The sequence below is a fragment of the Neorhizobium petrolearium genome, from assembly GCF_017873175.1.
Lineage (GTDB): Bacteria > Pseudomonadota > Alphaproteobacteria > Rhizobiales > Rhizobiaceae > Neorhizobium > Neorhizobium petrolearium.
The window spans coordinates 93134-106423 of sequence record NZ_JAGGJW010000002.1 but is presented as its reverse complement, the minus strand read 5'-3'; the positions used below and the strand labels follow the sequence as shown (position 1 = coordinate 106423).

Here is a 13290-nt window from a genome sequence, read left to right as displayed (position 1 = left end):
GGTCATGCTCGGCCTCCTGCCGCCGCTGCGAGGTTCGGAACGTCTGCCGTCGCGCGGGAGCTAAAATTCTTCAGCCAGAGCTGGGTGGAAAGAATGCCGACGAAGGCGGCGTTGTCGCGGAAACCTGAAACAGGCTGCGTACGGCACTTGTGATGAAGTTTTGCCACCGCCCGGGTATTGAAGAGGCCGGTGGAGGTGATGGCCTGTTCGCTCAACATTTCGCTGACATAAGCCTGCTCTTCGTTTCCGGTGAAGGATCGGCTGTCGGGCGCGCGATAGGGTTGTTTCGGCCGCTTGCTGATTGCCCCGGCAACAGATCCTTCGCCACACGACGCAAAATATGCTTTTCCTCGAGGCCCTTCAGTTTCATGCCGGGCGGCAGGCGGCCAGCGAATTCCACCAACCGATGGTCAAGGAAAGGGAAGCGGCCTTCGATGCCATGCGCCATGGCCATGCGGTCCCCCTGGCTCGACAGGATATAGCCGGGCAGCAGGAAGCGGCTTTCCAGGTATTGTGCTTGATGAAGCGGGTGCCAGCGGCCGAAATTTTCCGGCAGGCGGGAAGCCAGCTCTTCGGCTGGATCATAGGTGCCCAACGTAGCGCGCAGGTCGTCGGAATAGAAGATCTTGGCGGCCGCTGTGGTGCGAAAGCGCGGCCGGTGTGAGAAGAGCGGATCATCCGCCGCGTCGTTTCCCGCTCCGAAGAAGGCGGCGAGATACTCCGCCGACTGCTGTTTGAGGCCCGGCAGATAGGGATAGAGCTTGCGGAAAAGATGCGACCGGATCTTCGAGCCCGGCTGCCGCGCGCAGAAGCGGCGCACGCGCGCCTCGCGGAAGATGTCGTAGCCGGCGAAGACCTCATCGGCGCCTTCGCCAGTCAGCACGACCTTCATGCCTGCCTCGTGGACAAGGCCGGAAAGGCGATAGAGCGGGGCGGGCGCGGTGCGCAGAACCGGCCGCTCCGTGAAGCGGACGACATCCGGGAAACTCTCGGTAATGTCGGCCGGGCCGCAGGCGACGGCACGGTGATGCGTGCCGAGCGCGCGGGCAACCTCCATCTGGAAGGCGCTTTCGTCATGCTCGGCGTCGTCGAACGTGACCGAGAACGTATTGAGGCCGTTCGGGGCCATCGGCGCGGCGAGCGCCGCGATCAGCGAGGAATCGAGGCCGCCGGACAGGTAGGCTCCGACCGGCACGTCAGCGCGCATGCGCAGCCGCGTGGCATCCGTCAGCAGCGCTCTCAGTTCTTCCTCGCTTGCAGCCTCATCGGCCTGCCCGTGGTCGCCGGCATCTGGGAAATCGAGGGTCCAGTAGGGGCGAATGTCCTTCCGTGCGCTCTCCGCGATCATCAGATGGCCGGGTTCGAGCTCGAAGATGTCCTTGAACGCCGTGCGTGGCGGAATCGGCGTCCAGAGCGTGAAGATCTGGTCGAGCGCGACGGGGTCGAGTTCCGCCTCGATGCCTGGCACTTCAAGCAACGCCTTAATTTCCGACGCGAAGTAGAGCGTACCCTTGTGCTCGGCATAGAACAGCGGCCGCACACCCATCCGGTCGCGGGCCAGCATCAGCCGGTGTTCGCGGGCGTCCCAGATCGCAAAAGCAAAGTCACCGTTGAGGCGCGACAGGCAGGCTTCGCCGTAAGCGGCATAAAGCTGCAACAGCACTTCCGTATCGCTGCCGGTGCGGAAAACGACCCCGCGCGCCTTCAGCTCGTCGCGCAGTTCGACGTAATTGAAGATCTCGCCGTTGAAGACGATGGTGAAGCGGTCGTCGCTGCCCGTCATCGGCTGCTGTCCGTCGGAAAGGCCGACGATCGAAAGCCTGACATGGGCAAGCCCCACACCCGGCGCGGTGAACACGCCCTGGCCGTCCGGCCCACGATGGGCGATCGCATGCGCCATCGATGACAGGAGGCGCTCCGGCTTCCCGGAGCCGCATGCCTCACCTATGAAGCCAGCAAAACCGCACATCTGTTTCCATCATGAACAGGGACTAGTGCCGTCGTTCATAAATCGAAATGCTTGCCGGTCCCCTTACATGATCGGTAAAATTCGAATCGTGTGCAAAAGAGGTTCACCCTGGCTGCATGCTGAGGATCACCGTCGGCCAGAGTTCCGAGACGGTCGGATGGATCGGAACCGCCCAGCGCAGCTCGTCGAACGTTGCGCCGGCATTCATCATGTCGAGCACGCCGTGGATCGACTCGTCCCCGCCGGTGCCGAGGATCGCGGCCCCCAGAATCTGCTTCGTTTCCGCATCGACGACGATCTTCATGAAGCCCAGAGTCTCGCCTTTTTCAACCGCGCGGCCGACCTGGGTCATGGGCCGCCGTCCGACAAGAATCTTCTTGCCCGCCTTCTTCGCTTCCGTCTCGCTCATGCCGACGCGGCCGAGCGGCGGGTCGATATAGAGCGCGTAACCGAGCAGCCGGTCGGAGACCTTGCGGTTCTCGCCGTCGAAGAGGTTTGCAGCGACAATCTCGAAGTCGTTATAGGCGGTGTGCGTGAAGGCACCGCGGCCGTTGCAGTCGCCCATTGCCCAAATGCCTTCGACATTGGTCGCGAGATCGTCGCCGACCTTGATATAGCCGCGTGCGTCCGACTCCACGCCTGCCTTGTCGAGCCCAAGGTCGTCGGTATTCGGGCTGCGGCCGACCGCGAGCAGGATATCAGAACCGATGACCTCCGGCTCGCCTTCGGTGCAGTTCACCCCGACGGCGACGCCATCCTTATGCTTCCTGAAGCGGATGCATTCCGCGCCGGTGCGGACCTTGATGCCCTCCGCTTCGAGAATGCCGCGGACAGCCTCGGAAATCTCTTCGTCCTCGCGGCCGATGAGGCGGGGGCCTTTTTCGACGATTGTCACCTGCGCGCCGAAGCGGCGGTACATCTGGGCGAATTCGAGCCCGATATAGCTGCCGCCGACGATGACGAGATGTTCCGGCACCCGGTCCAGCATGACGATGTCGCTGTTGGTCATGTAGGGTACGTCGCCGATGCCCTCGAAATCCGGGATCGCGGCGCGTCCTCCGACATTCAGGAAAATCTGCGGCGCGGTCAGAAGCTCGTCGCCAACGCGTACCGTATCCCTGCTTTCGAAGCGGGCGTGTCCGCGGATCAGTGTGCAGTTCGGCATGCCCTCCAGCCAGCTTTCGTTGCCGTGGCGGGAATCGAGCGTCACTTGATGCGAGCGGCGCATCACGGCCGGCATGTCGATCTTCACGGGGCTGTCGAGCACGACGCCGTAATCTGCGCCGCGGCGGGCGAGATGGGCGGCATAGGCGCTGGCGACGAGCGTCTTGGTCGGCTTGCAGCCGGTGTTGACGCAGGTGCCGCCGACATGCTTGCGCTCGATGATCGCAACCGTCTTGCCGGCAACGTTGAAGCGCCCGGCAAGCGAGGGGCCGGCTTGGCCTGCTCCGATGATGATCGCGTCGAAAGCTTTCATGGGGTGACCGGGATAGGTAATGCCGAGACGATAAGGTAGGCGCCGATGATCGCGACCGCATCCTCGATGAAGGCGGCGGGCGGGTCCTTGCCGAAGCTGGCGGCCAGCCCGGCGCGGGCGGCGGCCCCGCCATAGGTGCCGGCAATCGCGCCGATGATGCCGGCAACCAGCCCGACGATCCACGCGCCATAGGGTGTGCCGATCGCCGCTCCGGTCAATGCGCCCATGATGACGCGGGCGCCGAATTGCTGCGGCACCTTGCGGCTCGGCGTCGAGGGAAGCTGGTCGGTGACGTATTCGACGACCGCCAGGATCGTGAAGACGCCGACGGCCCAGATGGTGCCCATGAAGGCAAGCCAGGAGCCCGAGAGATCAAGCCAGCCGAGATAGGCGGCCCAGGCGATGGCAGCCGGCGCCGTCATGGCGCGAAGGCCGGCCACGACGCCGATTAGAAGTGCAAGCACATAAAGCATGAGACCCCCATTTCGCCGTTGTCGACCTTGGCCTACCCGGTTGCGACACTGTTCCCGACCTCGTACCTGGTCAAGTAAAACTTGTATAAAGCTTGGCATATGTCTGCTTTAAAGGGTTTGAGCGCCCGCAAAGCGTGTATTCGGTGCGGTGTCAGGATTTTATGGAAATCGGTTGTGCAAGGATTAAAATGACCGTCTAATTCCGTTAGAAGCACCGGGAGGATGGAGGAGCCGGGAACCTGTTGAGATATCGCATTCTTCTGCCGCTCGCCGTACTTGCAGCGATTGGTCTGGTGCTGGTCTTGAAGGGCAGCGAGATTGCTGCGCGCAGTTATATGAACGAGGCCGAGGCGCAGGCCGGCACGACACTGCGCCTGGCGGTATCGGCATTGGACGGGCATTTGAAGCGCTACGAGGCGCTGCCGGCGCTGATCGCCGACCAGAACAATATAGAGGCACTCATTTTTGATCCGAGGAACGAGGGCCTGCGGGCGCGCACGAATGCCTATCTCAAAGAGATCAACGCGCTTCTGACATCCTCGGACATCTATGTGATGACCTTGGACGGCGCGACGATCGCTGCCAGCAACTACGATTCCCCCGTCAGCTTCGTGGGTGAGAATTTCATCTATCGTCCCTATTTCCAGGATGCCGTCGGGGGCCGGCAGTCGCGGTTCTATGCGCTCGGCACCACGTCGCTCAAGCGCGGCTATTACTTTGGCTCGCCGATCGAGATCGACGGCATCATCCGCGGTGTGATCGTCTTCAAGGTGGATATCGACTCCATCGAGGCTTCCTGGGGTGGCGGCGACGACCGTATTTTCGTTTCCGATCCTGAAGGCATCATCTTCATGACCGGCAGCCCGGAATGGCTCTATGCGAGCATCCTGCCGCTGACGCCGGATCGAATCGCCCGCACCGAAGCGTCGCGCCGGTATGCGGATACGAAATTGCGCGAACTGCCGGTAAAACGGGGAAGCTTTGCCGGCCGCGATGTGATGATGATTGCCGACGGCAGGGCCGAGAAGGAATATCTCGTCGTGTCGCAGCTGATGCCGGAGGCGGGCTGGACCGTGAATGTCCTGATGGATACCGGCTCCGTTCGTGTCCAGGCGCAGACCGTAACGGTTGCCGCCTTCCTGACGCTTTGTCTTGCCGGACTGGCGCTTGCTATCATCGTGCAGCGCCGCGCCCGGTTGAACGAGCGCATGCAGTTGCAGGCGGAAGCGCGCAACGAGCTCGAGCGGCGGGTGGCCGAGCGCACCGCCGATCTTGCCCGCGTCAACAGCCGCATCGAGGAGGAGATCGCCGAACGGCGGCTCACCGAGCAGCGGTTGCGCCAGACGCAGGCGGATCTCATCCAGGCCGGCAAACTCGCCGGTCTCGGGCAAATGTCGGCGGCGCTCTCGCACGAACTCAATCAGCCGCTTGCGGCCGCCAAGACCTATACGGAGACAACCGGTGTATTGATCGACCTCGGACGCATCGAAGAGGCGAGAGACAATGTCAGCCGCATTTCGGCGCTGATCGACCGCATGGCGTCGATCAGCAAGCACCTGCGCAACTTCGCCCGCAAGCCGAACGAGAAGCTCGGAGCAGTCACGCTGGACGAGGCGATGCGAGACACGCTGGAAATCGTCGCAGCGCGGCTCAAGGCTGCGGATGCAACACTCGAAATCAAGATCGATCCCGCGCTGCCGGCGGTGAAGGCGGGCGCCGTCAGGCTCCAGCAGGTTCTGGTCAATATCATCACCAATGCCGCCGATGCGGTCGAAGGGCTCGATGACCGACGCATCACCGTTTCCGCGGGACGTGACGGCGACAAGGTGACGGTATCGGTACGCGACCGCGGGCCGGGCGTCGCGGCGGCAATCCGCGAGCGCATCTTCGATCCCTTCTTCACCACCAAGGGCGTCGGCAAGGGGTTGGGCCTCGGTCTTTCGATCTCCTACAATATCGTCAAGGATTTCGGCGGCAGTCTGAGTGTCGCCGATCACCCCGAAGGCGGCGCGGTCTTTCTCATCGAGCTGCAAGTCGCCGACGGCAATCTTCTGGAGGCGGCGGAGTGAACGGGCAAAGGGTCTTGCTGGTCGATGACGAGGAGGAACTGCGCCGCTCGACCGCACAGGCGTTGGAGCTTTTCGGCCTGAACGTCCAGACCTTCTCCAACGCCGATCACGTTCTGGAGCTGACCGGCTTCGGCTTCGACGGCGTGGTCGTCAGCGATATCCGCATGCCCGGCATCGACGGCATGACGCTGCTCCACCGCATCCGCGAACTCGACGCGGAAATCCCGGTCATCCTGGTGACGGGCCATGGCGATGTGCAACTCGCAGTCAAGGCGATGCGGGAAGGGGCCTACGACTTCCTGGAAAAGCCGTTCACGCCGCAGCATCTGGCCGGCATCATCCGTCGCGGTCTTGATCGCCGCGGCCTCGTGCTGGAAAACCGGCGGCTGAAGGCGGTCGCCGGCAAGCGCGACGATCTCGAAACGCGGCTGCCGGGCCGCACCCAGGTAATGGTCGACCTGCGCTACCGCATCCGCGCGATCGGCGCTGCCGATGCCGACACGCTGATCATCGGCGAGACGGGAGTGGGCAAGGAAGTGGTGGCCAGGGCGCTGCACGACGTCAGCCCGCGTAACAACAGGCCCTTCATTGCCATCAATTGCGCGGCGCTGCCGGAGAACCTGATCGAGAGTGAGCTTTTCGGCCACGAGGCCGGCGCTTTTCCGGGCGCGCTCAGGCCCCGCTACGGCAAGTTCGAGCATGGGCGCGGCGGCACGATATTGCTCGACGAGATCGGCTCGATGCCCGTCGACCTGCAGGCGAAGTTCCTTCGCGTGCTGCAGGAGCGCGTGATCACACGTCTCGGTTCCAACGAAATGGTGCCGCTCGACGTGCGCTTCATCGCCACCAGCAAAGTTGATCTTGAAGCAGAGGTCACGGAGGGGCGTTTTCGCGCGGATCTCTTCTATCGGCTCAACGTTGCGACGATCCATGTGCCGTCACTGGCGCAGCGCCGGGCGGACATTCCGTTGCTTTTCCTGCAGCTCGTGCGTGAGGCGGCGGCCCGTTACGACCGCGAGGATATGGATGTGCCGGCCGACATGATCTCGGCGGTTGCCCAGCGAGACTGGCCCGGCAATGTGCGTGAGCTGCGCAATGCCGCCGACCGGCTGGTGCTCGGCCTCGACGTAAAGCCTGGTGAAGCTGCCGGATCGGCACGGGACGGGGGCAGGGAAGGGATGGGCCGGCTTGCCGACAAGGTCGCGGCGTTCGAGCGGAACCTGATTGCGGGGGAGATCGCAGCCCATGGCGGGGCGCTGAGACCGGTCTACGAGTCCCTCGGTATTTCGCGCAAGACGCTCTATGAAAAGATGCAGAAATACGGGCTCGACAAGAAGCTGCTCGGCCCGGAACACTTGCTTCAAGACGACAGAGACGGCTGACTGCTCCTGGATGGGTGGAAATCCACCCATGCTTTTTGCGCGTTGTTTCCGAATCCACCCATGTTGCGGCGCGATATCGGCAGAAATGCGGTTTTAATACTTTCGCACCGGTTGAACGCCTTTCACGGCTTGCAGCAAATGGCTGCCAGGTTGGCGCCGGAGGAGACTTGAGCGCTGGCTTTGCCATATATTTCATCTTGGAGGACCCCGATGAAAATCCTGAACGCCGTCCTAGGCGCAACCGCTCTCGCGGCACTTTCGCTTTTTTCCGCTTCCGCTAATGCCCAGGGGTATCCGGAGCGCCAGATCACCATGGTCGTGCCTTTCTCGGCCGGCGGCCCGACCGACACCGTCACCCGCCTCGTCGCGGAATCCATGTCGAAGGATCTCGGCCAGCAGATCATCGTCGAAAACGTCGGCGGCGCCGGCGGCACGCTGGGGGCAGCCCGCGTGGCGAATGCGGAGCCGGACGGCTATACCCTTTTGCTTCACCATATCGGCATGGCGACCAGCGCGACCCTCTACCGCAAGCTTCCCTATGACACGCTGAACGCATTCGAATATGTTGGCCTCGTCACGGAGGTTCCGATGACGCTTCTCGCCCGCAAGGACATGGAGGCGACCGACCTCAAGGGCCTGATCGACTATGCCAAGGCCAACCAGGACAAGGTGACGGTCGCCAATGCCGGCATCGGCGCCGCCTCGCATCTGTGCGGCATGCTATTCATGAGCGCGATCGAGACCTCGCTCGTCACCGTTCCCTACAAGGGAACCGGTCCGGCGATGACCGATCTTCTCGGTGGCCAGGTCGACATCATGTGCGACCAGACGACCAATACGACCAAGCAGATCCAGGCCGGCACTGTGAAGGCCTATGCAGTCACCTCGCCGGAACGGCTTGACGTGCTCAAGGATCTGCCGACCGTTAAGGAAGCCGGCCTGCCACAGATGGAAGTCGGCATCTGGCATGGCATCTATGCTCCGAAGGGCACACCCAAGGAGGCGATCGACAAGCTCTCCAAGGCGTTGCAGGTGGCGCTGAAGGACCCGAATGTCGCGGCCCGCTTCGTCGAACTCGGCACCAAGCCTTCGCCGGAAGCCGATGCGACCCCGGAAGCGCTCAAGGCCAAGCTGGAAGGCGAGATCGCCCGCTGGAAACCGGTCATCGAAGCTGCCGGCCAGTACGCGGACTGAGACTGTCGGGCGATCGAGGCATGCCGTTTTCGCAGGTCCCTCTTCTCCCCAGCGGGGAGAAGAGGCCGCAAGGCGCGCTTCTCCAACTGACGGAGACCCCATGAATTCTCTGAAATTCGACACAACCAATCTGATCTGCGGACTGCTGTTCATGGCGATCGGCATCTTCTTCGCCTATCAGTCCTTTGAACTCGATCTCGGCACGGCGTTTCGCATGGGGCCGGGCTATTTCCCGTTCATCCTTGCCTGCGCGCTCATGCTGTTCGGAATCATTATCCTCGTCCAGTCGGCACGCGTCCAGGGGGAGCCGATCGGCCATATCGCCTGGCGCGGCATGCTGTTCATCCTGCCGGCGCCGATCCTCTTCGGGCTGACGGTGCGGGGGCTCGGCTTCGTGCCGTCGCTGTTCATGACCGCGCTCTTTGCCTGCTTCGCGTCCGGCCGCATGAAGCCACTTACGGCAATCGTCCTGTCAGTGGCGCTGACAATCTTCTGCGTCCTGGTCTTCAGCTACGGTCTTGGCCTGCCATTCCGCCGCTTCGGCCCCTGGCTCGGTCTTTGAGGTTTGAGCATGGATCTTCTCAACAATCTCGCGCTCGGCTTTTCGACCGCTTCCTCGCTCGCCAACCTGTTCTTCTGCCTGATCGGCGTGCTTCTCGGGACGCTCATCGGCGTGCTGCCGGGCATCGGCCCGACTGCGACGATCGCCATGCTGCTGCCGATCACGTTCCAGCTCGAACCGGTCTCGTCGCTGATCATGCTGGCCGGCATCTACTACGGTGCGCAATACGGCGGCTCGACCACGGCGATCCTGATCAATCTGCCGGGCGAATCCTCGTCAGCCGTCACTGCCATTGATGGCTACCAGATGGCACGCAAGGGCAAGGCGGGGGCTGCTCTGGCGATCGCTGCGCTCGGTTCCTTCTTCGCCGGCACAGTCTCGACTTTCCTGGTTGCCATTTTTGCGCCGCCCCTGACTGAAATCGCCCTCCAGTTCGGCGCTGCCGAATATTTCTCGCTGATGGTGGTCGGCCTCGTCTCCTCGATCGCGCTGGCGCATGGCTCGATGGTCAAGGCGCTGGCAATGGTTGTGCTGGGCCTGCTTCTCGGCCTGGTCGGCACGGACATCTATACCGGCACGCCGCGGTTCACGCTCGGCATCCGCGAATATTCCGACGGGTTGAATTTCGTCGCGGTCGCGGTCGGCGTCTTCGGCATTGCGGAAATCCTGCGCAATCTCGAAAACGAAAAGAGCCGCACGGTGCTGATGGCCAAGGTCAGCGGTCTGATGCCCACAAAGGAGGATTTCAAGGCGATGATCGCGCCGGTGCTGCGCGGCACTGTTATCGGGTCGGTTCTCGGTATCCTGCCGGGCGGGGGGGCGATCCTTGCGGCCTTCGCTTCCTACACGATTGAAAAGAAGGTCTCGAAGAACCCGCAGGAATTCGGCCAGGGAGCGGTGGCGGGCGTCGCCGGGCCGGAATCGGCCAACAATGCCGGCGCGCAGACCTCGTTCATCCCGCTGCTCACCCTCGGCATTCCGGCAAACCCCGTCATGGCGCTGATGATCGGTGCGATGATCATCCAGGGCATCGTCCCCGGTCCGAATGTCGCGACCGAGCAGCCGGCGCTCTTCTGGGGCATCATCGCCTCCATGTGGATCGGCAACCTGATGCTCGTCGTCCTGAACCTGCCGCTGATCGGGCTGTGGGTGAAACTGCTCACCATCCCGTATTACGTGCTGTTCCCGATCATCATGGCCTTCTGCTCGATCGGGGTCTACAGCGTCAATTCTAACGTCTACGATCTCTATTCCGTCGCTTTTTTCGGCCTCATCGGCTACGTGTTGTCGAAACTGCGCTGCGAGCCCGCGCCGCTCCTGCTCGGCTTCGTGCTCGGTCCGCTTCTCGAAGAAAACCTGAGACGTGCGATGATCCTTTCGCGCGGCGATCCGAGCACGTTCGTCACGCGTCCGATCAGCGCAACCCTGCTTTTCATTGCGGTTGTCGTCCTCGTGATTGTCTTCCTGCCGAGCGTCAAGGCAAAGCGCGAAGCGGTGTTCCAGGAAGAGGATTAGGACGCTGGAACCTCTACCTTTGCATGATCAATCCTGACGGATCATGCGGACGGCGCTCCGGGCGGTCAGACCGTCTGGAGCGCCTGTAATTCGTGGACGGGCACTGGCCCGGCGATACGCTTGAGGAGCAGTCGCCCCATCAAGAGGCCTGCTTCGGAAAGGTCCTCATAGATCGTCTCGACTCGCGGACGAACCTGGTCGAAAAGGCCCGAGGTCTGCTTGGCGACCAGCCGTACATCCTTTCCGAGTGCGAGGCCGTGGTCGTAAGCGGCGGCCATGACCGCGAGTGCCGAAACTTCGCCGCCGCAGATGAAGCCGTCGGGACATTCCGGCTCGCCCATGCGGTGGTAGAGATAGTCGCGGATGTCGTCGGATTTGCTGTCGAGCGTCACGCCTCTGGCAATCTCGAAGCCGATACCCTCCTCGCGTACCGCCGTCATGAAGCCGTGGCGCATGTGGTGGGCGAACGTGAAGCGCTCCGGCGGCAGGATGATCGAGAGCTTTTTAGCGCCGGCGTCAATCAGCTTGCGCGCGGCCTGATAGGCGAACCCGTAATTGTCGTAATCGACATAAGGGTGAGCGGTCGCAAGTTCGGTTCGGCCGTGACAGATGAAGGGAAAGTTGTTCTCCATCAAGAGCTTCACGCGAGGATCCGAAGGCTCGGTGCGTGTGAAGATGATGCCGTCGGCCATGCGGTTGCGCATGATGTGGCGCACCGGGTCGATTTGCGGCGTGTCGGAGAAATGAGGTGTGACGACGAGGTGATACGGCGTGCGCCGCAGCGCCTCGGTCAGTCCCCGAATCATCGACGTCGCATAGCCTAAAATTTCCTCGTGCGGATCGAGAATGAGGCTGATGACATTGGTACGGCCGGTACGCAGACGTTGCGCCGCCCGGTCCGGCAGATAGCCGATCTGTTCCGCGGCCTGCCGTACGCGCAGCCGCGTTTCAAGCGCAATCTGGGGCGCGTCGGCGAGCGCCCGCGACACGGTGGTGACGGCGAGCCCCGTCATTTCGGCGATTGTTTTCAGCGTGGGCTTCGTATACGCACCGGCTCTCTCCGTGACAGGCTCCGGCTTCGCCCGCCGACCCTCGTCCTCCAGGTCTTCCAGCGACATGTCTTCTTTCCTCCGCTCCTGCTCCGAGATCGGAACAGGCCTCATCTACATCGTTACAAATTTTTCTGATGTCGTCAGGAAATTTTCTCGATTCCTGAGGAAAAATTTGTCTATTTCAAGATTTGCGTTTTTTTTCATCATGTTAGGTGTCGCCCGAAACCCTGCAAAAAATCCTCGGGCTGGGTTGACACCGACTGCGTTTATATCGTTATAAATCGCCATATCCGGAGAGGAGCCCGGATGCAAAGGGAGATTTCTCAATGAATATTCGAATGATCAGCAAATTCGCCGCAGGCGCGGCGATCATCGCCCTGACGGCCGGTGCCGCCAAAGCACAGGAGAGCGTTGAAGTCCTCCACTGGTGGACATCCGGCGGTGAGGCTGCGGCTCTCAACGTGCTAAAGGAAAACCTCCAGAAGGAAGGCGTCGCCTGGAAGGACATGCCGGTTGCCGGCGGTGCCGGCTCCGCCGCCATGACCGCGCTTCGCGCCCGCGTCACAGCCGGCGATCCGCCGACAGCCGTCCAGCTTCTCGGCTTCGACCTCCGCGACTGGGCGGAAATGGGCGTTGCCGCAAACCTCGACGACCTTGCAGCCAAGGAAGGCTGGGACAAGGTCATCCCGGCTGCTCTCCAGGATTTCTCCAAGTATGACGGCCACTGGATCGCCGCTCCGGTGAATATCCACTCCACCAACTGGCTGTGGATCAACAAGGCTGCCCTCGATAAGGCCGGCCTTCAGCCGCCGACGAACATCGACGAATTCATCGCCATGCTCGACAAGTTCAAGGAGCAGGGCATCACGCCGATCGCGCATGGCGGCGTTCCGTGGCAGGACGGCACGATGTGGGAAGCCGTCGTTCTTTCCATCGGCGGCCCGGACTTCTACAAGAAAGCCGTCCTCGACCTCGATCCGGAAGCGCTTTCCGGTGACACGATGAAGAAGGTTTTCGACACCATGTCGAAGATCCGCACCTATTTCGACCCGAACTTCTCGGGCCGCGAATGGAACCTCTCGACCGCGATGGTCATCGAAGGCAAGGCGGGCGCGCAGGAGATGGGCGACTGGTCGAAGGGCGAATGGCTGCGCGCCAATAAGAAGCCGGGCACGGACTTCGTCTGCATCCGCTTCCCCGGCACCCAGGGTTCGGTGCTCTTCAATGCCGACCAGTTCATGATGTTCGACGTCGGTGATGACCAGCGCGACGCCCAGCTCAAGATGGCATCCGCCGTCGAAGATCCGGGCTTCCAGATCGCTTTCAACACGGTCAAGGGTTCGGTTCCGGCTCGTACCGACGTCTCGGACGAAAAGTTTGACGACTGCGGCAAGAAGGGCATGAAGGATCTCGCCGAGGCTGCTTCGAAGGGCACGATGATGGGCTCGCTCGCCCATGGCTACGCCCAGCCGGCTGCCATCAAGGAAGCCATGCTGGACGTCATCACCCAGCACCTCAACGGCCAGCTCACCACCGATGCAGCGCTGAAGCGCCTGCCGGAAGCGGTCGCTGCCGCGAAGTGATCGGTTGATCGCAA

General features: G+C 62.2%; 9 protein-coding genes and 1 pseudogene. 6 read left to right on the top strand and 4 right to left on the bottom strand.

The window, feature by feature from the left end:
* Nucleotides 1-2: 2 nt before the first annotated feature.
* The 3 genes and pseudogenes from asnB to J2046_RS04495 form a co-directional block, all read right to left on the bottom strand.
* Nucleotides 3-1969, bottom strand: a pseudogene (asnB, locus tag J2046_RS04505) (asparagine synthase (glutamine-hydrolyzing)).
* Nucleotides 1970-2072: 103 nt separating this feature from the next.
* Nucleotides 2073-3446, bottom strand: a complete 1374-nt coding sequence (locus tag J2046_RS04500) for an FAD-containing oxidoreductase (RefSeq protein ID WP_210049888.1) — start codon at nt 3444-3446, stop codon at nt 2073-2075.
* Entirely contained in the window at nt 3443-3919 is a 477-nt protein-coding gene (locus J2046_RS04495) for a DUF4126 family protein (RefSeq protein WP_210049886.1), read from the bottom strand. Before J2046_RS04495 ends, J2046_RS04500 begins: the two co-directional genes overlap by 4 nt.
* 242 nt (nt 3920-4161) lie before the next feature.
* Here J2046_RS04495 and J2046_RS04490 point away from each other — a divergent pair, with 242 nt between their 5' ends.
* The 5 genes from J2046_RS04490 to J2046_RS04470 all read left to right on the top strand — a co-directional run bounded on the left by J2046_RS04490 (nt 4162) and on the right by J2046_RS04470 (nt 10641).
* Nucleotides 4162-5988 carry a sensor histidine kinase gene (locus tag J2046_RS04490; RefSeq protein ID WP_267950827.1) on the top strand — a complete coding sequence of 609 codons (1827 nt, stop codon included), beginning with the start codon at nt 4162-4164 and terminating at the stop codon, nt 5986-5988.
* Entirely contained in the window at nt 5985-7370 is a 1386-nt protein-coding gene (locus J2046_RS04485) for a sigma-54-dependent transcriptional regulator (protein ID WP_210049885.1), read from the top strand. The genes J2046_RS04490 and J2046_RS04485 overlap by 4 nt, the downstream gene beginning before the upstream one ends.
* Nucleotides 7371-7580: 210 nt before the next feature.
* Nucleotides 7581-8564 carry a tripartite tricarboxylate transporter substrate-binding protein gene (locus tag J2046_RS04480; RefSeq protein ID WP_210049884.1) on the top strand — a complete coding sequence of 328 codons (984 nt, stop codon included), beginning with the start codon at nt 7581-7583 and terminating at the stop codon, nt 8562-8564.
* Nucleotides 8565-8664: 100 nt separating this feature from the next.
* Nucleotides 8665-9126, top strand: a complete 462-nt coding sequence (locus J2046_RS04475) for a tripartite tricarboxylate transporter TctB family protein (RefSeq protein ID WP_210049883.1) — start codon at nt 8665-8667, stop codon at nt 9124-9126.
* A 9-nt stretch (nt 9127-9135) separates the two neighbouring features.
* Nucleotides 9136-10641, top strand: a complete 1506-nt coding sequence (locus J2046_RS04470) for a tripartite tricarboxylate transporter permease (RefSeq protein ID WP_210049882.1) — start codon at nt 9136-9138, stop codon at nt 10639-10641.
* Between the two features lie 65 nt (nt 10642-10706).
* Here the strand turns inward: J2046_RS04470 and J2046_RS04465 are convergent, their stop codons facing one another.
* Nucleotides 10707-11759, bottom strand: coding sequence for a LacI family transcriptional regulator (locus tag J2046_RS04465; RefSeq protein WP_210049881.1), 1053 nt, complete (start codon nt 11757-11759; stop codon nt 10707-10709).
* A 260-nt stretch (nt 11760-12019) separates the two neighbouring features.
* On the opposite strand from J2046_RS04465, the gene J2046_RS04460 reads away from it, so the two are divergent.
* Nucleotides 12020-13276, top strand: a complete 1257-nt coding sequence (locus tag J2046_RS04460) for an ABC transporter substrate-binding protein (RefSeq protein WP_233469540.1) — start codon at nt 12020-12022, stop codon at nt 13274-13276.
* The last annotated feature ends 14 nt before the right edge of the window (nt 13277-13290 follow it).